The sequence below is a fragment of the Winogradskyella ouciana genome, from assembly GCF_965284585.1.
Taxonomy (GTDB): domain Bacteria; phylum Bacteroidota; class Bacteroidia; order Flavobacteriales; family Flavobacteriaceae; genus Winogradskyella; species Winogradskyella ouciana.
Map to the genome: position 1 here is coordinate 778,583 of NZ_OZ260095.1, position 21,459 is coordinate 800,041.

Sequence of the window (21,459 nt, forward strand, 5' to 3'; positions counted from 1 at the left end):
TTTTAAAAAATTACATAATGAAGCCAGATTTATTTGAAGCTCCAGATTATTATAACTTAGACGAATTACTTTCAGACGAGCATAAATTAGTGCGAGATGCTGCGAGGGAATGGGTGAAACGTGAAGTTTCTCCTATAATAGAAGAAGCTGCTCAAAAGGCAGAATTTCCTAAATCAATAATTGGCGGATTAGCGGAAATTGGTGCTTTTGGACCTTACATTCCAGAAGAATATGGAGGCGCAGGATTAGACCAAATTTCTTATGGTTTAATAATGCAAGAGATTGAGCGTGGAGACTCTGGTGTACGTAGTACGGCATCTGTACAATCCTCTTTAGTAATGTATCCTATTTGGAAATATGGTAATGAAGAACAGCGCCAAAAATATCTACCAAAACTAGCTTCTGGTGAATGGATGGGCTCATTTGGATTAACTGAACCCGATCATGGAAGCAATCCTGGTGGCATGACCACAAACTTTAAGGATATGGGAGACCATTACTTATTGAATGGTGCTAAAATGTGGATTTCTAATGCTCCATTTTGCCAAATTGCAGTCGTTTGGGCAAAAGATGAAAATGGACGAATTCACGGATTGATCGTAGAACGTGGCATGGAAGGTTTTTCAACTCCAGAGACACATAACAAATGGTCATTGAGAGCTTCTGCTACTGGAGAATTGATTTTTGACAACGTAAAAGTTCCTAAAGAAAACTTATTACCAAACAAATCTGGATTGGGAGCACCTCTTGGATGCTTGGATTCTGCACGTTACGGTATTGCTTGGGGAGCGATTGGAGCAGCCATGGATTGTTATGATACAGCTCTAAGATATAGTAAAGAACGTATTCAGTTTGGCAAACCTATTGGGCAATTTCAACTACAACAAAAAAAATTGGCTGAGATGATTACCGAAATCACCAAAGCCCAGTTATTGGCTTGGAGACTTGGTGTAATGCGTGAAAATGGCACGGCAACCTCAGCACAAATCTCAATGGCAAAGCGCAACAATGTAGATATGGCCATCAATATTGCACGAGAGGCCAGACAGATGTTAGGAGGTATGGGAATTACTGGCGAATACAGCATTATGCGTCATTCTATGAATCTTGAAAGTGTGATCACTTATGAAGGTACCCACGATATTCATTTATTGATTACAGGATTGGATATTACAGGACTCAATGCTTTTAAATAGGTTTTAGACTTAAATACAGATATCGAAAATGCTTCTCACAACTGAGAAGCATTTTTTTTAAAGTTGTATCTTTAAATCTATGAAAAAGATATTTTTAGTATTACTACTTGCCACCATGAGTGTGGCTTGCCAATCAAATGATGATGAAAATTCCCAGCAAACTGCAACATATAAAATTTTATCTTTAGGAGACAGTTACACCATTGGAGAAAGTGTTTGCGATTCTTGTCGGTTTCCTGAACAATTAAAAGACAGTTTAATTGAAAATCTAATCGAAGAAGCAACCATAGATCTGGATGTGGTTGCACAAACAGGCTGGACAACTACCAATTTAAAATCGGCAATTGAAACAGCGGATTTAGCTTCAGAATATGATTTGGCAACCTTGCTTATTGGAGTTAATAATCAGTATCAAAGCAAACCATTTTCATTATACGAAGAAGAATTTCCTGAGTTGGTCAACAAGGCTTTGGGATTTGCCAATAACGATAAATCTAGGGTTATTGTGGTTTCAATTCCTGATTACGCCTTTACTCCTTTTGGACAAAATTCCGGAAATCCTGAAACTACTTCAGAAGAGATTGATATGTATAATGCTTTTGCCGAAGATTACTGTAATAATAACAACATCACTTTTATAAGCATTACAGATATTACCAGAGAAGGCCTTAACAATTCAGATTTAGTGGCATCAGATGGCTTACATCCTTCAGAATTGGCATATACTCAATTTGTTGAACGGCTTTTACCCGTGGCATTAGAGAAATTATAATAACTTTTCTTACTTTAGTTTCAAACCAATTAAATGTCATCACGAACACGATTTAATAAAGCCTATAAAAACGCCAAACGCGTTTTGTTCAATGACAGTTCCAAGTTTATACTCTTTAGCGATTGCCATCGTGGTGATAATAGCTTTGCGGATGATTTTGCCAATAACCGTAATATTTACTTTCATGCATTGAAAACTTATTATGCCGAAGGGTTTAATTATTGTGAATTGGGTGATGGTGACGAGTTATGGGAAAATCTTTCTTTTGAATCCATTTTGAGTGCCCATAAAAACGTGTATATGTTGATGAAGCTATTCCACGACGAAGGACGACTACATATGATTTGGGGCAACCACGATATGGTGTACAGAAACGAGGATTATGTTAGCAAGCACATCAACACCTATTTTGATCCTAAAACAGGTAAAGACGAAGATCTTTTCTGTGATATTAAATATCATGAAGGCATTATTTTAGAACACTCCGAAACTGGGCAGGAAATTTTCTTATGCCATGGACACCAAGCAGATTGGTGGAATTATCTCTTTTGGAAATGGAGTCGCTTTATGGTTCGTATTCTTTGGAAACCTTTAAATGTTATGGGTATTGCGGACCCAACCAGTCCGGCAAAAAACTATAAGGAGCTGATAAAAGTAGAGCGAAGAACCAAAAGATGGATTATAGAAAATAAAAATCTCATCACAATAACTGGCCACACGCATAGACCACGTTTTCCAGAACCTGGCGATATTGCCTATTTTAATGATGGGAGTTGTGTACATCCGCGAAGTATTACTGGTCTTGAAATTGAAGATGGTAAAATTTCCCTGATTAAATGGCAGATAGTGACGACGGAAGATGGTACTTTAAAGATTGACCGTTTTTTGCTGGAAGGCCCTACACCTTTGATTGATTATAAGACTGAGTAATCTCTTAAAACAGAACTAAAAAAATAAACAGATTGCTTCTCCCGAAGTTTCGGGATCGCAATGACGTTTCAATTTATGATTCTGGTGCCAGTTCTACTTCCAAGCCTTCCATATCAGGAGTCATTTGTATTTGGCAACCTAAACGACTATTATCTTTTACGTAAAAGGCTTCAGAAAGCATCGCTTCTTCATCATCTTGCATTTCTGGTAATTCATGATCTGAATTTACATAACATTGACAAGAAGCACACATCGCCATACCACCACAAACACCAATGGTACCTTCTGGAGCGAGCTCAAAAGAACGAACTACTTCCATTAAGTTCATCGCCATATCGGTTGGTGCCATGATGTCGTGGGTAACGCCATCGCGATCGGTAATTTTTATGTTAATGTCTTGTTCCATGCTATATTTTCTGCAAAAAAATGTTCAATATAAAGACCTGCAAGGTCTAGGTCTTGCTTTTAATTTATCTTTTTTACAACGGCTTTTGGTGCTTCCTTCCTTGTACCATCAAAGCCGTCAACACCTGAAACCGTAGTGTATTTCATGACATAGCGCTTACCAGGATTTATAATTTTATAGGCTGCTTGACACATTAAGGTGGCTTCATGAAAACCACATAGGATCAACTTTAGTTTTCCTGGATAGGTGTTTACATCACCAATGGCAAAAATGCCTGGAATATTGGTTTGATAGTCCATTGCATTGTTCACTTTAATGGCATTTTTCTCTATTTCAAGTCCCCAATTTGCAATTGGACCAAGTTTTGGAGATAGGCCGAATAAGGGCACAAAATGATCACACTCCAACTCAAATTCTCTCTCAATATGTTGCGCTTGTTTTACAACGACAGCGTTAACTTTTTCATCACCCACAATACCAAATACCTCCGCAGGTGTAATTAGGTTTATCTTTCCTTTATTTTTTAGTTCTTGCACCTTTTCTACAGAATCTAAATGCCCACGGAATTCATTTCTTCTATGAACTAAAGTGACTTCACTAGCGACATCACTTAAAAAGATACTCCAGTCTAATGCAGAATCACCACCACCTGCAATCACCACTTTTTTATCGCGATACATTTCTGGGTCTTTAATAATGTACTCTACACCTTTATCTTCAAAATCCTTAATGTTATGGATTAAAGGTTTTCGAGGTTCAAAGCTTCCTAATCCACCAGCTATGGCAACAACTGGTGCTTGGTGCTTTGTACCCTTATTTGTAGTTACTATAAAAGAGCCGTCTTCTTGTTTTTCAATGGTGTCTGCACGTTCGCCCAAGGTAAAACCAGGCTCAAACTGCTTGCATTGCTCTAATAACTTATCGGTTAAGTCACCTGCTAAAATTTCAGGGTAAGCAGGAATATCGTAAATAGGCTTTTTTGGATAAATCTCTGAACATTGTCCACCAGGTTGCGGCAAAGCATCAATTAAATGGCACTTTAATTTTAGGAGACCAGCTTCAAAAACCGTGAACAATCCTGTTGGTCCAGCACCAATGATAAGTATATCTGTTTTAATCATGAATTGAAAATTGGATACAAAACTATCAATGTAATTTGAAGTAAAATGTGATAAATGTCACATTTATTATTCTACATTAATAACCTTTTCTATTTGAGGAGCGTATTTCTTAATGGTCATTTCTACACCCGATTTTAACGTCATCTGATTAACGTTACAAGACGTGCAGGCGCCAACTAGCTGCACTTTAACCAGCTTATTGTCATCTATGGACAATAGATTAATATCACCACCATCACTCTGCAAAAACGGACGGATTTCGTCTAATGCTTTTTCTACGTTTAATTTAAGTTCTTCTGAGCTCATTTACTTTTTATTTACGGCAGAGCAACCTGCCATTGTTGTAATTTTTATTGCTTCTGTAGCTGGTAAATTTTCATTTCTATCCACAACTTGCTGAACGACATTTCGTGTCAACGCTTCAAAAGCTTCTTCTGTCGGAGTTGCTGTTTGCATTGCTGCAGGTCTACCAACATCACCTGCTTCTCTAATACTTTGTACCAATGGCACTTCACCTAAAAACGGAACTTCTAAATCTTCAGCTAAGTTTTTAGCTCCTTCTTTTCCGAAAATGTAATACTTATTTTCTGGTAATTCCGCTGGAGTAAAATACGCCATGTTTTCGATGATTCCCAAAACAGGAACATTAATGCTTTCTTGCTGAAACATTGCCACTCCCTTTTTAGCATCTGCCAAGGCAACATTTTGCGGAGTACTAACTACCACAGCACCTGTGATTGGTAGCGCTTGCATAATGCTTAAATGAATATCTCCTGTACCAGGAGGTAGGTCTAACAACAGAAAATCCAGTTCTCCCCAAGCGGCATCAAAAATCATTTGGTTTAGCGCTTTTGAAGCCATAGGCCCACGCCAAATTACGGCTTGGTCTGGACTAGTAAAAAATCCTATAGATAATACCTTGACTCCATAATTTTCTATGGGTTTCATTTTTGATTTGCCATCAACATTAACGGATAGTGGTCGCTCGTTGGCCACATCGAACATAATTGGAATTGATGGTCCGTAAATATCGGCATCCAATATCCCAACTTTAAATCCCATTTTGGCCAAAGTCACAGCTAAATTCGCCGTTACAGTTGACTTTCCTACTCCACCTTTACCTGAAGCTACTGCAATAATATTTTGAATTCCAGGAATTGGTTTTCCTTTGATTTCGTTTTTTGATGGAGCTGCTGGAGCATCCACCTTTAAATTCACTTTTATCTTTGCCTTTTCATAAACCTCTTTATGAATCGTTTGAAGGATTTCGACTTCAGTCTTTTTCTTTGCCTGTAGACTTGGATTCTTTATAGTGATATCGACAATAACTTCATCTGCAAAAGTTACTACATTGGTCACTGCACCACTATCTACCATATTCTCACCTTCACCAGGCACTGTTATGGTTTTGAGGGCTTTAAGTATATCTTGTTTGTTAAGCTTCACTGTGTTTATTAAGATTAATTCTAAATGCAAAGATAGGCATTAATGAAAGAAGAATAAAGCCGTGAGTTAGAAGATATTTATTGGTAGATTGATGAAATCAATTTACTTAAGTTCTTTTGCAGGATCCCAAAACACCGCTTCAAGATTCTGTATTTGATTATCTATAACTTCAATGCCCTCATTTTCGAGCAATTGTTGCATTAAGTTAGTACCATCAAAATGATGTTTACCTGTCAATAAACCTTTTCTATTGACCACGCGATGTGCTGGTAAATCTTTCCCTCCAGAACCATTCATAGCATACCCAACAATTCTTGCACTTTTTGCGGCTCCCAAATATTTGGCAATGGCTCCGTAACTCGTTACTCTTCCGTAAGGGACTAGCCTGGCCACTTCATACACTTTTTCAAAAAAACCTAAGGTTTCAGGTTTCATCACAATTCCTTTAAAATATTGATAAAAGTAATTAATGCCACAAGACCTGTTATTGCTCCTATGCTATAATTCATATTCTTTTGGGAGGTGAATTTTTTATCTTTTATCTTATCAAAAAAGAAAATGTAGAAATACAGCATCACAAAAGTTCCCATTGCTGCACCAGTAACATAGGTGATTATGCTTGTTCGTTCAAAATCCATCCAACCAAAAGACGCCATAGTGATAGTCATATAGGCTTGATAAGGAATTGGGAAAACATTAAGTGCCGATAAAAACATGCCATGAAAAAAGCGACTTTTTTTACTTCTTACGTCCGCTTCTACCTTGGTCTCTTTTTGGTTTCTGGCTATAATCAAAAAATAAATAGTAATCAGAACAAAGATGACAAAAGCTACACGTTGCAAAATCTCTACGATATCTGGTCTATTTGATAAATATCTAGCAAAAATAGCAGCAACATAAGTTTGAATAAAGACGACCAAACAAACACCCGACGAGAAGGTAATACCTCTACCAGGACCTTCTTTAAGGCTAATTCTGGCAGCCGTCATATTTAGTAAACCTGGTGGAATTACTCCAATAAGTGCCACAAAGAGCCCGAGGAAGAAGACGACTGTTATGCTCAAATTTTAGTTGATTTTGAATCTAATATACGTAATTGCTTTGTCTTTCTCTAAATACTGATTTTCGTAAAAGGTCTGTATCTCGGTGACTTCTTCAGGGCTTCCTTCTAATTTATATACATTATGGTTGGCATATAGCACCTCGTAACCCTTACCATGAAGTAAGCCAAGCGTATAGCCATGCATAAATTCGCTATCGGTTTTTAAGTGCATCAATCCATTTGGTTTAAGCACTTTGCGATATCGCTCTAAAAACTGAAGATTAGTTAAGCGGTGTTTTGTACGCTTATATTTTATTTGTGGGTCTGGAAATGTGATCCAGATTTCATCCACTTCATTTTCTTCAAAAACGTATTCAAGGAGTTCTATTTGTGTCCTTATAAAAGCAGCATTGGGAATGTTATCCTCTAAAGCCGTTTTAGCCCCTCGCCAAAACCGTGCTCCTTTAATGTCGACACCTATAAAATTCTTATTTGGATAACGTTTCGCTAAACCAACGGTGTATTCACCTTTGCCACAACCCAATTCTAAAACCACAGGATTGTCATTCTTAAAAAATTTTTTCCTCCAATTGCCTTTTAATGAATAGTTTCCTTCAGTTAACTCTTCTCGTCTTGGTTGAAACACATTTGCAAAGGTTTCATTTTCTTTAAATCGTTTGAGCTTATTTTTACTTCCCACGTTATTCTTTCGTTTTCGATTTCGTAATAATTCGGTAAAATTAAGGAAACATTTTAGGTTTATCTTTGTATTTGATGAAACGAATTTTAATTGCGCCTTTAAATTGGGGATTAGGACATGCCACAAGATGCATTCCTCTTGTAAACGCCTTGATTGCCAACAATTTTGAACCTGTTATTGCCAGTGATGGACAGGCTTTAGAATTGTTGAAAAAAGAATTCCCCAAACTTCAAGCTATTGAATTGCCGTCTTACAACATCACTTATGCAAAAAAAGCCAATAGCTTTAAACTAAAATTACTGAAAGATTCGCCACATCTTTTAAAAACCATTAAAAGGGAAAAAAAGGTTGTTGAAAGTTTAATTGCATCTGAAGACATTTCGGGTATCATTTCAGATAATCGTTTTGGAGTACGGAGTAAGAAGATTCCATCTGTTTTTGTAACACATCAATTGCAAGTGCTAAGCGGTAGTACAACTTGGTTAAGTAGTAAGTTGCATCAGAAAATAATTTCAAAATTTGATGAATGCTGGGTACCTGATCATATAGGAACAAAAAACCTAAGTGGTGACCTAGGACATCCTGATGGTTACCAATCGGCATTAAAATATATTGGTCCCTTAAGTAGATTTAACAAGCAGGATTTACCCATAAAATACAATCTACTTGTGGTATTATCTGGCCCAGAACCTCAACGTACTTTACTAGAAGAGAAACTTTTGGAGGAATTAAAAGCCTACCATGGAAACGTATGTTTTGTAAAAGGTATCATAGAACCTGAACAAACTAAAGTTACAAAAGGAAACCTCACCTTATATAATTTTATGACGAGTGTTGAGCTAGAAAAAGCCTTAAATGAAAGTGAATTGGTTTTAAGCCGATCTGGTTACACCTCGATTATGGATTATGCCAAGCTAGAGAAACAAGCTTTTTTCATCCCTACTCCCGGCCAATTCGAACAAGAGTATTTAGCCCAAAAATTTAATGTTGAAGGTATAGCTCCATGCTGCAAACAGAAAGATTTTAAAATAAAATTATTGTCTGAAGTTGAAAATTACTCAGGATTAAAGTTCTTAAACTACGAGGTTAACTACAAAAAGTTATTCAGCCTTTTCTAACGTAAAGGAAAACTCACTTCCTACGCTCAGCTCACTTTCTACATACATTTTCTCTTCGTGAGCTTCTATAATATGTTTAACAATAGAAAGACCTAGTCCAGAACCACCTTCCTTACGAGAACCACTTTTGTCCACTCTGTAGAACCTTTCGAACAAACGTGGAAGATGCTCTTCTTTAATACCTTCACCATTGTCAGTTACTCTTACTATAACTTTACTTTTAATGAGGTTTTCTATACTGATTTCCGTTGTGCCGTTTTCTCTTCCGTATTTTATGGAATTAACCACTAAATTAGTCAGCACCTGTTGAATACGTTCTATATCAGCATACACCATTATTGGCTCTTTGTAATCAATATCAAAAGTAAGGGTTATGCTTTTCTTGGCAGCTTTCATTTCAAAAAGCTCAAAGACATTCTCAACTAATTTTACAATATCAAAACGCTCTTTATTTAGACTCAGATCACCAACCTCTAACTTGGTGATCATATCTAAATCCTTTATGATATAGGTTAAACGCTCTACGCCTTTGCTGGCTCTAGTTAAGTATTTTTTTCTAAGTTTCTCGTCTTTTATTCCACCATCTAAAAGTGTATCAATATAACCCTGTACTGTAAATAATGGTGTTTTTAATTCGTGGGATACATTACCAATAAATTCCTTTCGGTACTCTTCTCTTACTTTTAACGTTTCAATCTCAATTTTCTTGTCTCTGGCATACTTATCTATTTCTTTGGTAAGTGTGCCCATATCTGTGGTAATCGGCTGCTCTCTAAGATTTTTAGATTCTAAAAGCGTAAGGTCGTCGTAGATGTTTTTAACCCTTCTATATATAAAACGCTGCACCCTGTATTGTATAACGACAAAAGATAAAATATAGGTAACTAAAGCAAATATTATAAAAAAGATTACAAAATGAATTCCCGGAAGCAAAAAAACACTCAAGAAGAGTGTTAGTAAAATGGTAATATACAAGGATGTTTTAAAAGCAAACTTGTACGATTTTTTAAGATTATTTTTCTGCATTAGTCCACAAACTTGTAACCAACACCCTTAACGGTTTTAAAGGATTTATCTCCTATTTTTTCACGAAGTTTTCTAATGTGTACATCAATGGTTCTGCCGCCAACAACGACTTCATTTCCCCAGACTTTATCTAAAATCTCTTCGCGCTTAAAAACTTTACCAGGTTTGGTTGCTAACAAAGATAACAATTCAAACTCTTTTCTTGGCAGTATAATCTCTTCTCCTTTTTTGGTAATTTTATATTCCTCTCTATTAATCACTAAATCACCGATTTTTAGAGATTCGCTTGTGGTTTCACTTTCCTTAAACCTTCTTAGTAACGCTTTAACTTTACTTATGAGCACTTTGGGCTTTATCGGCTTTGTAATGTAATCATCCGCACCAGCATCAAAACCCGCAACTTGAGAATAGTCTTCACCTCTGGCAGTTAGAAATGTAATTATAGTATTATTGAGCTTAGAATCTTGGCGTATGCGCTCGCAAGCTTCAATACCATCCATCTCTGGCATCATAACATCCAAAATAATTAAATGAGGTTTATGTTTTTTGGCTTTTTCAATGGCTTCAAGTCCATTTTCTCCAGTAATAACTTGATAACCTTCTGATGATAAATTATACCCTACTATTTCTAAAATGTCTGGTTCGTCATCAACCAATAATATCTTAATATCCTTTTTCTTCACTGTTAAGGTAATTTTAAGCTTCTGTAAAGATAAAATATATCTGTGTTATGATAGCAAAGTTTTTAAATTGATAACAATTCGCTAACATTGAAAATCTAATTCACTGTAAATTAAAACACTCTGACCCTTATTATGTTAACATATTGTAAAAAACGGAAATGTTGGTAAAACCATTATAGAAACTCACTATTTGTTAGTATATTTATGAACTAATTTTTAAAAATCAATTATGAAAAAACTTTACATTTTATTATTTGCATTGATTGTTTCTTCAATTTCTTTTGCCCAAGTTTTGGCTGAAGATTTTGATTATGGCAATACAAGTGGAGATTTAACAGCTACCAGTGGTGGTTTATGGAGTAATCATTCTGGGACTACTGCTGTTACATACGTAGGAGCTCCTACAAGTTTATCTATGACTGATTATCCTTCTTCAGGTGTTGGAGGCCATGTGTCTATAACAGGTTCAAACTCTGAAGATGTAAACAGAGCATTCACAGATATAACAACAGGTACAGTATATGGAAGTGCATTAGTGAATCTATCGTCGGTTGGGACCGGCAATTATTTCATTCATTTTAATGCTAGTGGATTTAGAGCCAGGGTTGGTGCTCAAGATGATGGAAACGGAGATGTTTTATTTGGTATTGGAACCAGTAGTAGTACTTTAACCTATGGCACAACTGCATATAGCTTAAATACTACTTACTTATTAGTCTTTTCTTATGAAATAGCTACTGGTGTTACTAATTTACACGTGCTTACAGCTGTTACGCCAACTGAGCCAATGACACCCGAGGCAACAAACACAGGTACATCAGGTACAGCCATTAATGCAATTTCTTTGAGACAATCCTCGAATATCCCAGATGTTCTTGTAGATGGCATTCGTGTGGCAACATCTTGGAATGAAATTATGAACGACTCTGCTTGTGATGTCTCCTTGCAGCCTGCGACTTACTCTTGTAATACCAATACACTTGGTGATAATAACGATGGTGTAGTAATTAATATACCTTATACAAATTCTAATGCCGGTATAATGAATGTGACTACAACTTCTGGAGGTACAGTTGCTGGGGATGACCCATCTGGGACTCCTAATGGTACAATTACAATTTCTGGTTTATCTGAAGGTGATGCTTGGGACGTAACCTTAGAAGGTGGTGATTGTGATGGGGTATCGTTATCTGGAATGGTTCCTGCTGCTGAATGTGATCCTGCACCAAATACATGTTTTGATTTGAGTGGTGGAACTGAATTTTTTGAATCAGTTTCTGTAGCAACAAATTCTGACACCGATGAGTGGACTGAAACTTCAGGTACATACAGTATGAATGGTTTCTGTGGAGGTGGATGCATGGAAGAGTCTAACACGTGGCTAATTTTTGGACCACTTGATATGACAAGTGTATCAGATCTTTCTTTAATTTTTGAAGCTACTGAAGGATTTGACGGAACTGAATTAAATATTCAATATACAAATGATTATTCTAGTCTTTGCCCAGATGGTGCCACTTGGACATCAGTTCAAACTATTGCTGATAGTGGTAATTATTCTATTGATATTTCGGGAGCATCAGGTACAGACGCTTTTATTGGAATCCAATATTTAGATTCTGATGGATCTTTCTCTTCCTGGGATCTATCTAACGTAAGCATTGGTGCATTTGGCACATGTCCTACTTTAGGTTCTAGACCTACTTCTGATTGTGCGGTATGTGATGTTTCATTACAAAGTGAAATCTACGTATGTACTACAAACACTGCTGGCGATAATAATGATGATGTGACTATAAATATTCCTTACACAGGAGTTGACAATACCATAACATCAGTTACTACTACATCTGCAGGTATTGTTGGTGGTGACGATCCGTCTGGCACCCCAGATGGCACAATTACCATTACAGGATTAAGCGAAGGTGATTTATGGGATATTACTATAAATGGAGGAGATTGTGACGGTACAACCATGTCGGGAGCCGTACCAGCAGCACAATGTGACCCTGTTACTATGGACTTAGTAATTAATGAAATTTTAGCTGATCCTGCAGGAGATATTACTGGTGACGCCAATGGAGATGGAACAAGAGATGGCTCTGATGATGAGTTTGTAGAACTGTACAACATTGGCTCAAGTAGTTTAGACATTTCTGGCTTCACTATTGAAGATGGGTTTGGGCTAAGACATACATTCCCTGCTAGTACAGTTATCCCTGCAAATAGTTTTATCACCGTATTTGGTGGTGGGACACCAACCGGAATTTCTGGTATGGTACAAGTTGCCTCAGAAGGTCAATTAGGATTAAATAATGGCGGTGACGATGTTGTAGTGAAAAATGACTCTGGTGTTGTTGTAGTAACTTACACCTATACTGGTGCCACAGACCAATCTGTTGGCCGTAACCCAGATTTTACGGGTGCTTTTGTTGACCATTCTACAATTGCAGGAAATGGAGGTGCTTTATTCTCACCTGGCCAAGAAAATGATGACCCATCACTTTCTACAAGTGAATTTGATTCAACTTCACTCTCTGTTTACCCTAACCCAACAAACACAGGTTTTGTAACCATAACTTCATCAAATAGTGATGTAATGAGTGTCCAAGTATTTGATATTTTAGGGAAGCAGGTAAAAAGTGAAACTTTAACGGATAACACACTAAATGTTTCTGATTTAAACACTGGTGTTTATATTTTAAAGATTACTCAAAATAATGCCTCTACTACTAAAAAATTAGTGATTAGATAAGCATATTAAATTTTTCGAAAAAGCGTTGTTCACAATTTTGAACAGCGCTTTTTTTATTTTATCTACTTTTGTATTTCGACTACACTCAATAACCAAATCAAATTTTGTTTACAAACTGACTATTTAAGTTTGGTAAAAATTATGATAGATCCTAAAGCCATTTTCAGTATTAAATCAGATGCTCAATTTGAAGCTTTGGCATTGGAAGTTTTTAGATTTCAGTTTGAAAATAATTCTGTTTACCGCTCATTTTGCGACTTACTTTATAAACATCCTTCTGATGTAAAAACCATTGAAGGTATTCCTTTTTTGCCCATTCAGTTTTTTAAAAGTCATGATGTCTTAAGTTCTAATGATGCTATTGAAAAAACCTTTACAAGTTCTGGCACCACAGGAAGTGTAACAAGTAAGCATTTAGTCACTGACCTTAACCTGTATAAAGCAAGCTATACAAAAGGCTTCCAAAGTTTTTACGGAAACGTTGAGGACTATGTAATTTTAGCTTTATTACCTTCTTATCTTGAACGTGATGGTTCCTCGCTAATTTATATGGTAAACGATTTAATACAGCAATCCAATCATCCTGAAAGCGGGTTTTATCTCAACAACCTTGACGAATTAGCACAAAAATTACTTCAACTTGAGGCTAAACAACAAAAAACACTTTTAATTGGTGTTTCCTTTGCCTTATTGGATTTGGTGGAACGGTTTCAGTTCCGTTTAAAGCACACTACTATCATGGAAACTGGTGGTATGAAAGGCAGGAGAAAGGAAATCATTAGGCAAGAGCTTCATCATATTCTTAAAACCGGTTTTGGTGTTGACAAAATCCATAGCGAATATGGCATGACCGAGCTCTTAAGCCAAGCTTATTCTAAAGGTAATGGTATTTTTGAATGTCCTCCATGGATGAAAATTTTAACACGAGATACGGAAGACGCACTTTCACTTCAGAAGCCCAACAAAACAGGTGGCATTAACGTTATTGACTTGGCAAATGTGAATTCGTGTGCTTTTATTGCCACACAAGATTTAGGTAAAGTTTACGACAACGGTGAATTTGAAATTATTGGCAGATTCGATAATTCTGATATTCGCGGATGTAATTTAATGGCACTGTAAGGAGTCCATAAAATTTACGACTAAATATATGCTATCGAAAAGAGAAATTTTCAATAGTTGATTGATTGGTTAGATGTGCCCAAAAGAGATTTTGGGCACTTTTTTTATACTATCTTAATAATATAGGTATTCTTCTTACCTTTATTAATGATGATGTATTTATCATTTATTAAATCTTCAGCAGATAACTGATAATCTTCTTTTACCTTTTCTTTATTAACGGCTATTGAATTTTCCTTTAATGCTCTACGTGCTTCACCATTAGAATTTAAAAAATTCGTTTTTGCCGCTAAAGCCCCAATCATGTCTAACCCTTCCTTAAAATCTGATTGTGATATCTCAGCTTGAGGAACGCCTTCAAACACATCTAAAAAGGTTTTTTCATCTAAAGTTTTAATGTCTTCTTTAAATGATTTACTGAATAAAATGTTTGAGGCTTTCTCGGCATTTTCAAAATCCGCTTTAGAATGTACCATTGTGGTAATTTCTTCTGCCAAACGCTTTTGTAGTACTCTAAAGTGCGGTGCCTTTGAATGTTCAGAAATCAACTCATTTACTTCTGCTTCCGTTAAAAATGTAAATATCTTAATGTATTTTTCAGCGTCTTCATCACTAGAGTTTAGCCAATACTGATAAAATTTATAAGGAGACGTTCTGTTGGCATCTAGCCAAACATTTCCACCTTCAGACTTTCCGAATTTAGAGCCATCGCTTTTTGTAATCAGCGGACATGTAATGGCAAAACCTTTTCCGTTACCGATACGTCTTATCAGTTCGGTACCTGTGGTAATATTTCCCCATTGGTCACTTCCACCCATTTGAATAGTGCAATCATTCGCTCTGTACAAATGCAGAAAATCGTAGCCTTGTACCAATTGGTAAGTAAACTCCGTAAAGCTCATACCATCGCTAGTTGATTCACCAGAAATTCTATTCTTCACAGAATCCTTAGCCATCATATAATTTACCGTGATATGCTTCCCTACGTCTCTAATGAATTCTAAAAATGAGAATTCCTTCATCCAATCGTAATTATTCACTAAAACAGCAGCATTGGCTTCATTGCTTTCAAAATCGAGGAAATGGGACAATTGCTTTTTTATAGCCTCTTGATTATGACGTAAGGTCTTTTCGTCCAAAAGATTACGCTCACTAGATTTACCAGACGGATCACCTATCATGCCTGTGGCACCACCAACCAAAGCTACAGGTTTATGCCCACAACGCTGGTAATGTGCTAATAACATAATTGGCACCAAATTACCTATATGTAAAGAATCTGCGGTTGGGTCAAAACCAACATAAGCACCTCTCATTGCTTCAGCTAAATGCTCTTCTACTCCAGGCATACTTTGGTGTAACATACCTCTCCACTGTAATTCTTCAACAAAATTCTTTCCCATTATAAGATGATTGTAATTCGGTTTTGGCAAAGATATGTTTCCGTACCAAAAGACAAAAGACAATTTTAACGTAATTTTACCCTATGATATTAGTTACAGGCGGAACAGGTTTAGTAGGCTCACATTTACTTTTTAAGTTAGTGAGCAGTGGGGAAAGGGTGCGTGCTATTTACAGAAGAGAGAAAACCTTAAAACGTGTGAAGCATGTGTTCTCTTATTTTTCTGATGATTATGAATCACTTTTTAATACCATTGATTGGGTAGAAACCGACATTAATGATATTCCAAGATTACAAAAAGCATTTATAAACATTACCCACGTTTACCATTGTGCTGCATTTGTTTCTTTTGAGCCTGATAAACATCACCAATTACGAAAAATAAACATTGAAGGCACTGCCAATATTGTCAACCTATCGATTAGTAATTCGGTTAAGAAACTATGCTATGTGAGTTCTATAGCTGCTATTGGGCATCATGAAGATTCTGAAAAACTAATAAATGAAAAAACCGAGTGGAACCCTGAAGACGATAACAGCGTTTATGCCATAACAAAATACGGAGCAGAGCTAGAAGTTTGGAGAGGTACACAAGAAGGTTTGGATGCCGTTATTGTAAACCCTGGGATAATTTTAGGAGCAGGCTATTGGAAAGGTGGTAGTAGCGGTAACCTTTTTAGAAGAATATATAATGGCATGCGCTACTACACTAACGGTATCGTTGGCTACGTGGATGTTTTTGATGTTGTCAACGCTATGATTAAGCTGATGAAAAGTGATATAAAAAATGAGAATTTTATTTTAGTATCAGAGAACCTTAGTTTTAAACGTTTTCAATATAAAGTAGCAGAAACACTAAATGTGGATCCGCCTAAAAAAGAAGCTAAAGCCTTGTTATTGAATTTAGCCTGGCGTTTGGATTGGTTAAAGCATATATTATTTGGCACAAGACGTAGTCTGTCTAAACAGGCAGCGAAATCGGCCATGAGCATCACAAAGTATGACAATTCTAAACTAAAAAATGCTCTAGGTTTTGATTTTAAACCGATTGACAAATCGATTGAGGAAATATGTGAACTTTACCTAAAAGATTTAAAAGCAGAGGAAAATTAATTATTTGGGTTTTTTAATCCTTTTGTCTTTGGGTCTTTCTTTTTTCTGTTGGCTTTTGTTATTGAGTCTCTTCTTCGTTTGGCAGCCTGGCCTTCAATTCTTTCCTGTTCTTCAAACTCTAATTTTTCCTTTTCCAATCTTTCTTTAACTTTTTCAACTATGCCTCTATATTCATCTGCATAAAAGGCATAATATGCATTGCTATTGGCAAATTGTGCACTATCGATGTTGTGTTTGGTCAGCAAATAGGTTTCTGGCACCACTCCATTTTCCTCCAATATTTTTCTGTTAACACCTTTAGCAGCATTCATAATATACAAATCGTATAAAATGTGCTCCATTTTATCCATAGAAATAAGATTATCTGGTTTTTTGGGTTTCTCCTTGCTATTGCAAGCCAAGACCAAAAGACCTAAAATGAATAAAACACCTATCTTTTTCATATTATCGATTAAAAGTTAAACGACGTCCTGCTTTAACGTCTAAAACCTTAAAGTTGTTATATGCCAATTCTCCATTTACAAAGGTATGGGTTATTCTACTTTTAAATGTATTGCCTTCAAAAGGAGACCAACCACATTTATAAAGTATGTTACTCTTATTTACTGTCCAAGGGCTTTTGAGGTCTACAATTACCAAATCTGCATAATACCCTTCCCTTATGTAACCTCTTTTTTCAACATCGAATAATATAGCAGGATTATGACATGCTTTTTCTACAATTTTTTCGATTGAAATTTTACCTTGATGATGCATTTCCAAAAGAGCTACCAAAGCATGCTGCACTAATGGCCCTCCAGAAGGAGCACTTGTATAAGAATTATCTTTTTCTTCTAAAGTATGTGGTGCGTGATCTGTTGCAATAACATCTATTCTATCATCCAACAATGCTTTTAAAAGCTGTTCTCTATCCTTTGAAGTTTTTACTGCCGGATTCCATTTGATATGGCTTCCTTTTCTCGCATAGTCTTCATCAGAAAACCACAAATGATGTATACAAACCTCTGCTGTTATTTTTTTATCTTTTAGTGGTATTTTATTTGAAAACAAGCTCGTCTCCTTTCCTGTAGAAAGATGAAATACATGTAATCTTGCGCCAGTTTTCTTTGCTAGTTCAATAGCTTTTGATGATGAAATGTAACAAGCCTCTTCGCTCCTAATAATTGGATGCTTTTCCATAGGAATATCATCTCCATACTCAGCGATATGCGCTTCAAGATTCTTTTTTATCGTTGCTTCATCTTCACAGTGTACGGAAATCACCATATCTGTACTTGAGAATATCTTTTCGATGACTGCAGGATCATCAACCAGCATATTTCCTGTGGAAGAACCTAAAAACAATTTTAAACCAGCGACGGTTTTAGAATCTACCTTTAAAATCTCATCCAAGTTATCATTGGTTCCGCCAAACATAAACGAATAATTGGCATGCGATGATTTAGATGCAATTTCAAACTTCTCCTCTAGCTTTTCTACAGTTGTGGTTTGTGGTTTGGTATTCGGCATTTCTATAAAAGAGGTAATCCCACCTGCTAAAGCCGCCTTTGATTCCGTTTCTATATTTGCCTTGTGTGTAAGTCCTGGTTCTCTAAAATGAACCTGGTCGTCTATCATACCAGGTAAAACATAGTTGCCTTCTGCATCAATAACAGTTATTTCAGAGGATTTTACGCTTATTGAGGAAGCTATTTCCTTTATAATATCATTTTCAATAAGTATATCGCCTTCAATAGTTTGCCCTTCATTGACAATTTTAGCGTTCTTAATTATAGTGTGTTTCCTCATTGTTCTATTTAGAAAATAAACTTTTTAACTTTAAACTAATAACTCCAAAGACAGCCTCCGAAATTATACTTCCGCTCATTTTAGACTTGCCCTTAACCCTATCTTTAAATATAACAGGAATTTCAGTGATTTTGAAACCTTTTTCGTGAGCTTTAAATTTCATTTCAATTTGAAACGCATATCCCACAAATCTCACTTTATTTAAATTTATAGCTTCTAGCACGGCTTTTTTATAACAAATAAAGCCTGCTGTAGAATCCTTAACTTTCATTCTTGTTATAAACCGTACATATCTCGATGCTCCGTAGGACAAGAGAATTCTGGTCAACGGCCAATTAACAACCGTGATACCTTTAACGTATCTAGAGCCTACAGCAATATCTGCACCGTCAACATCACAAGCCTTATAGAGTTTTATTAAATCATTTGGATTGTGTGAAAAATCAGCATCCATTTCAAAAATATACTCGTAGTGCTGTTTTAAGGCCCATTCAAATCCGGCAATGTACGCACGTCCTAAACCATTTTTCTTATCGCGTTCTAGTAAAAAAAGTTGTTCTGGAAATTCGATTTGTAAAGTTTTGACTTGCTCAGCTGTTTCATCTGGGGAATTATCATCCACAACCAAAACATGAAACACCTTCTCTTGTGAAAACACTGCACGGATAATGGCTTCGATGTTTTCAATCTCATTATATGTTGGAATGATGACAAGTGCGTCAGACATTTGCATACTTTTAAACACGTTTAGGTGCTAACTTTAGAGTTAGGACAAAAGTAAAGTTTTTAATGGATTATAAACTGTTATAACTTTCATAAGATTTTGTTGAACCAAGAAATACCTCAATTGCTTTTTTATGCCTAATAATTCTTTATAATTTAGCAACATGCGAAATTTTATTACCTACGAGTGGTTTACAATCTTTACAGTTTTAGGGCTGGTGTTTATTGTCGCAGCTAAATATGTCAATACCTTTAGGTTTAATGATTTCCTTTCGGTTATAGGTAATTCTAAATATTTAAAGATTTATAGCAAGGACCAGAAGTTTGTTGATTTATTTGATGGCCTTCTGTTTTTAAACTTCTCACTCTCTGTGGGCGTTTTTTTGTTTTTGAGCTATTCAACCTTTATTTCTCCATTAACTTTTGAATTGGTTTGGTTCTTAAAATTGCTTTTGGCAATTGCTACAATAGTTATTATTAAAACCTTGTTAGAGCGGCTTATTGGAAGTCTTTTTGAAATAGACGCGTTAGTTGATGATTACTTGTTTCAAAAAACAACCTTTATCAATTATTCTGGGCTATTATTTTTGGTTGCAAATCTTTTTCTTCTATACACAAAAAATTATGCAGATGTTATTATAATAGCAACGTTTTCGTTGATTTGTTTTATAAACCTCATCGGATTTATAACTTCTTTAAAAAACAATCAAAAAATAATTAATCTCAATATTTTCTATTTTTTATTGTATCTTTGCGCTCTCGAAATTGCGCCTTATGTGCTTTTATATAAGGTAATTAGAGAGTATAACGTTTAAAACAAAGGGGTTTCCGTATGAAAGTGAAAACAATTTTAGTATCGCAACCAGAACCTAAAATAGAGAACTCTCCATATTTTGACTTGCAAGAAAAGCAAAAAGTTAAAGTTGACTTCAGACCTTTTATTCATGTAGAAGGTGTTTCTGCAAAAGAAATTAGACAGCAAAAAATAGACCTTACCAAGTTTACTGCCATTATATTAACTAGTAGAAATTCAGTAGATCATTTCTTTAGAGTAGCAGAAGAAATGCGTTTTAAAGTGCCTGATACATTAAAGTATTTCTGCCAATCTGAGGCTGTTGCTTATTATCTTCAGAAGTATGTTGTTTACAGAAAGCGTAAGATATATGTAGGTAAGCGTAATTTTGCGGATTTAATTCCTTTGATTAAAAAATATAAGGACGAAACATTTTTGTTGCCGACTACAGATAAAGTAAAGCCTGTAATTCCTGAAACCTTAAATGATTTAAAAGTCAACTGGACACAGGCAACATTCTATAAAACGGTTATTAGTGATTTATCGGATTTGGCCAATGTATACTACGATATTTTAGTGTTCTTTAGTCCATCTGGTATAGAATCTTTATTCCATAATTTCCCTGATTTTAAACAGAACGATACGCGTATCGCAGTGTTTGGAAATACAACAGTACAGGCGGTTAAGGAAAAAGGCTTACGTGTGGATATTGCAGCACCAACTCCTGAAACACCATCTATGACAATGGCTTTGCAGAAGTACATTGATGCTGTTAACAAAGGCAAATAAAAAATATAACTTTATTAAAAAGCCCAATTGAGAATTCAATTGGGCTTTTTTTATAGCTTAACTTCATAAGCTCTATAAATAGTTTGGTCTTTATCCTTTAAATCTACCATATAGATTTTAGATGCACTATTTAAAATTTTGCTAAAGCTCTTAAATTCTGAATTTATAAAGTCTTCATAGTTAATAATGTTGCCGTCTGATAAATTATCCAACGATTCTTCTCCATGCATATAGGAAAAATGATAGAGTGTTATTTTTCCTTTTTTTGCCACTGGTATCTTCTCAAGATTTCTATTAATTTCTCCATCATCGTCAACTAACAATTCATATTTAAAGTTCTCAGAAGCTAGGTCTTTAGATAGTTTGAACGTTTTTATTAATACTGAGTCATTCACCTTTTTATCAATAACGTGCATTTCGTTATTTTCAGAATTGAACACTAAGTAAAGATTGTATTTAGTTTTGGATTGAGCATTACTTATTTGATTGAAAACCAAAAGAAGCAAAATAGCGAGGGAAAATCTTTTCATTTTA

The 21,459-nt window shown here is 35.6% G+C and carries 23 protein-coding genes; 9 read left to right on the forward strand and 14 right to left on the reverse strand.

Going from position 1 to position 21,459, the window contains the following annotated elements; genetic code table 11:
- The first annotated feature begins 17 nt into the window (after positions 1-17).
- The 3 genes from ACQ65V_RS03495 (at position 18) to ACQ65V_RS03505 (ending at position 2,898) form a co-directional block, all read left to right on the forward strand.
- Positions 18-1,196 carry an acyl-CoA dehydrogenase family protein gene (locus ACQ65V_RS03495; RefSeq protein ID WP_430466889.1) on the forward strand — a complete coding sequence of 393 codons (1,179 nt, stop codon included), beginning with the start codon at positions 18-20 and terminating at the stop codon, positions 1,194-1,196.
- 79 nt (positions 1,197-1,275) lie between these two features.
- Positions 1,276-1,968, forward strand: coding sequence for an SGNH/GDSL hydrolase family protein (locus ACQ65V_RS03500; protein ID WP_430466890.1), 693 nt, complete (start codon positions 1,276-1,278; stop codon positions 1,966-1,968).
- Between the two features lie 33 nt (positions 1,969-2,001).
- The gene (locus ACQ65V_RS03505) at positions 2,002-2,898 is read left to right on the forward strand and encodes a serine/threonine protein phosphatase (protein ID WP_430466891.1); all 897 of its coding nucleotides are present in this window, start codon (positions 2,002-2,004) and stop codon (positions 2,896-2,898) included.
- A 73-nt stretch (positions 2,899-2,971) separates the two neighbouring features.
- Here ACQ65V_RS03505 and ACQ65V_RS03510 read toward each other — a convergent pair whose 3' ends face one another.
- The 7 genes from ACQ65V_RS03510 to trmB all read right to left on the reverse strand — a co-directional run bounded on the left by ACQ65V_RS03510 (position 2,972) and on the right by trmB (position 7,613).
- Positions 2,972-3,304 carry a ferredoxin gene (locus ACQ65V_RS03510; protein ID WP_430466892.1) on the reverse strand — a complete coding sequence of 111 codons (333 nt, stop codon included), beginning with the start codon at positions 3,302-3,304 and terminating at the stop codon, positions 2,972-2,974.
- Positions 3,305-3,363: 59 nt separating this feature from the next.
- Entirely contained in the window at positions 3,364-4,425 is a 1,062-nt protein-coding gene (locus tag ACQ65V_RS03515) for an NAD(P)/FAD-dependent oxidoreductase (protein WP_430466893.1), read from the reverse strand.
- Between the two features lie 66 nt (positions 4,426-4,491).
- A complete protein-coding gene (locus ACQ65V_RS03520) occupies positions 4,492-4,731 on the reverse strand; it encodes a NifU family protein (RefSeq protein WP_155088154.1) in 240 nt (79 codons plus the stop codon).
- Positions 4,732-5,871 (reverse strand): P-loop NTPase, encoded by a 1,140-nt coding sequence (locus ACQ65V_RS03525; protein WP_430466894.1) that lies wholly within the window; start codon positions 5,869-5,871, stop codon positions 4,732-4,734.
- A gap of 102 nt (positions 5,872-5,973) precedes the next feature.
- Positions 5,974-6,306 (reverse strand): MGMT family protein, encoded by a 333-nt coding sequence (locus tag ACQ65V_RS03530; protein WP_430466895.1) that lies wholly within the window; start codon positions 6,304-6,306, stop codon positions 5,974-5,976.
- Entirely contained in the window at positions 6,306-6,935 is a 630-nt protein-coding gene (locus ACQ65V_RS03535; RefSeq protein WP_155088151.1) for a LysE family transporter, read from the reverse strand. Before ACQ65V_RS03535 ends, ACQ65V_RS03530 begins: the two co-directional genes overlap by 1 nt.
- A 3-nt stretch (positions 6,936-6,938) precedes the next feature.
- A complete protein-coding gene (trmB, locus tag ACQ65V_RS03540; protein ID WP_430466896.1) occupies positions 6,939-7,613 on the reverse strand; it encodes a tRNA (guanosine(46)-N7)-methyltransferase TrmB in 675 nt (224 codons plus the stop codon).
- 74 nt (positions 7,614-7,687) lie between these two features.
- Between trmB and ACQ65V_RS03545 the strand changes: the two genes are divergently transcribed.
- The gene (locus tag ACQ65V_RS03545) at positions 7,688-8,731 is read left to right on the forward strand and encodes a glycosyltransferase (RefSeq protein WP_430466897.1); all 1,044 of its coding nucleotides are present in this window, start codon (positions 7,688-7,690) and stop codon (positions 8,729-8,731) included.
- On the opposite strand, the gene ACQ65V_RS03550 is transcribed toward ACQ65V_RS03545, so the two are convergent.
- Together ACQ65V_RS03550 and ACQ65V_RS03555 are read right to left on the reverse strand one after the other, a co-directional pair.
- Positions 8,714-9,757 carry a sensor histidine kinase gene (locus ACQ65V_RS03550; RefSeq protein WP_273293085.1) on the reverse strand — a complete coding sequence of 348 codons (1,044 nt, stop codon included), beginning with the start codon at positions 9,755-9,757 and terminating at the stop codon, positions 8,714-8,716. The two genes, ACQ65V_RS03545 and ACQ65V_RS03550, sit on opposite strands and share 18 nt — an antisense overlap.
- Entirely contained in the window at positions 9,757-10,440 is a 684-nt protein-coding gene (locus ACQ65V_RS03555) for a response regulator transcription factor (protein WP_273293083.1), read from the reverse strand. Before ACQ65V_RS03555 ends, ACQ65V_RS03550 begins: the two co-directional genes overlap by 1 nt.
- 229 nt (positions 10,441-10,669) lie before the next feature.
- On the opposite strand from ACQ65V_RS03555, the gene ACQ65V_RS03560 reads away from it, so the two are divergent.
- Positions 10,670-13,195 carry a lamin tail domain-containing protein gene (locus ACQ65V_RS03560; RefSeq protein ID WP_430466898.1) on the forward strand — a complete coding sequence of 842 codons (2,526 nt, stop codon included), beginning with the start codon at positions 10,670-10,672 and terminating at the stop codon, positions 13,193-13,195.
- Positions 13,196-13,336: 141 nt separating this feature from the next.
- Positions 13,337-14,317 carry an acyl transferase gene (locus ACQ65V_RS03565; RefSeq protein ID WP_430466899.1) on the forward strand — a complete coding sequence of 327 codons (981 nt, stop codon included), beginning with the start codon at positions 13,337-13,339 and terminating at the stop codon, positions 14,315-14,317.
- A 104-nt stretch (positions 14,318-14,421) separates the two neighbouring features.
- On the opposite strand, the gene tyrS is transcribed toward ACQ65V_RS03565, so the two are convergent.
- Entirely contained in the window at positions 14,422-15,720 is a 1,299-nt protein-coding gene (gene tyrS, locus ACQ65V_RS03570) for a tyrosine--tRNA ligase (RefSeq protein WP_273293076.1), read from the reverse strand.
- An 83-nt stretch (positions 15,721-15,803) separates the two neighbouring features.
- Between tyrS and ACQ65V_RS03575 the strand changes: the two genes are divergently transcribed.
- On the forward strand, positions 15,804-16,832 hold the full coding sequence (locus tag ACQ65V_RS03575) for an NAD-dependent epimerase/dehydratase family protein (protein ID WP_430466900.1): 1,029 nt from the start codon (positions 15,804-15,806) through the stop codon (positions 16,830-16,832).
- Here the strand turns inward: ACQ65V_RS03575 and ACQ65V_RS03580 are convergent.
- From ACQ65V_RS03580 to ACQ65V_RS03590, 3 genes are read right to left on the reverse strand one after another with little or no spacing between them, the layout of a single operon-like run.
- Positions 16,829-17,275: a DUF4296 domain-containing protein gene (locus tag ACQ65V_RS03580; RefSeq protein ID WP_430466901.1), complete on the reverse strand. Its 447-nt coding sequence runs from the start codon at positions 17,273-17,275 to the stop codon at positions 16,829-16,831. The two genes, ACQ65V_RS03575 and ACQ65V_RS03580, sit on opposite strands and share 4 nt — an antisense overlap.
- A 1-nt stretch (position 17,276) precedes the next feature.
- Positions 17,277-18,620 carry a dihydroorotase gene (locus ACQ65V_RS03585; protein ID WP_430466902.1) on the reverse strand — a complete coding sequence of 448 codons (1,344 nt, stop codon included), beginning with the start codon at positions 18,618-18,620 and terminating at the stop codon, positions 17,277-17,279.
- A gap of 4 nt (positions 18,621-18,624) precedes the next feature.
- Positions 18,625-19,347 (reverse strand): polyprenol monophosphomannose synthase, encoded by a 723-nt coding sequence (locus tag ACQ65V_RS03590; protein WP_430466903.1) that lies wholly within the window; start codon positions 19,345-19,347, stop codon positions 18,625-18,627.
- A 160-nt stretch (positions 19,348-19,507) separates the two neighbouring features.
- Here ACQ65V_RS03590 and ACQ65V_RS03595 point away from each other — a divergent pair, with 160 nt between their 5' ends.
- Positions 19,508-20,158 carry a DUF4271 domain-containing protein gene (locus ACQ65V_RS03595; protein WP_430466904.1) on the forward strand — a complete coding sequence of 217 codons (651 nt, stop codon included), beginning with the start codon at positions 19,508-19,510 and terminating at the stop codon, positions 20,156-20,158.
- Between the two features lie 17 nt (positions 20,159-20,175).
- On the forward strand, positions 20,176-20,925 hold the full coding sequence (locus tag ACQ65V_RS03600) for a uroporphyrinogen-III synthase (RefSeq protein WP_273292009.1): 750 nt from the start codon (positions 20,176-20,178) through the stop codon (positions 20,923-20,925).
- A gap of 50 nt (positions 20,926-20,975) precedes the next feature.
- On the opposite strand, the gene ACQ65V_RS03605 is transcribed toward ACQ65V_RS03600, so the two are convergent.
- Positions 20,976-21,455 (reverse strand): hypothetical protein, encoded by a 480-nt coding sequence (locus ACQ65V_RS03605; RefSeq protein ID WP_430466905.1) that lies wholly within the window; start codon positions 21,453-21,455, stop codon positions 20,976-20,978.
- Between the last annotated feature and the right edge of the window lie 4 nt (positions 21,456-21,459).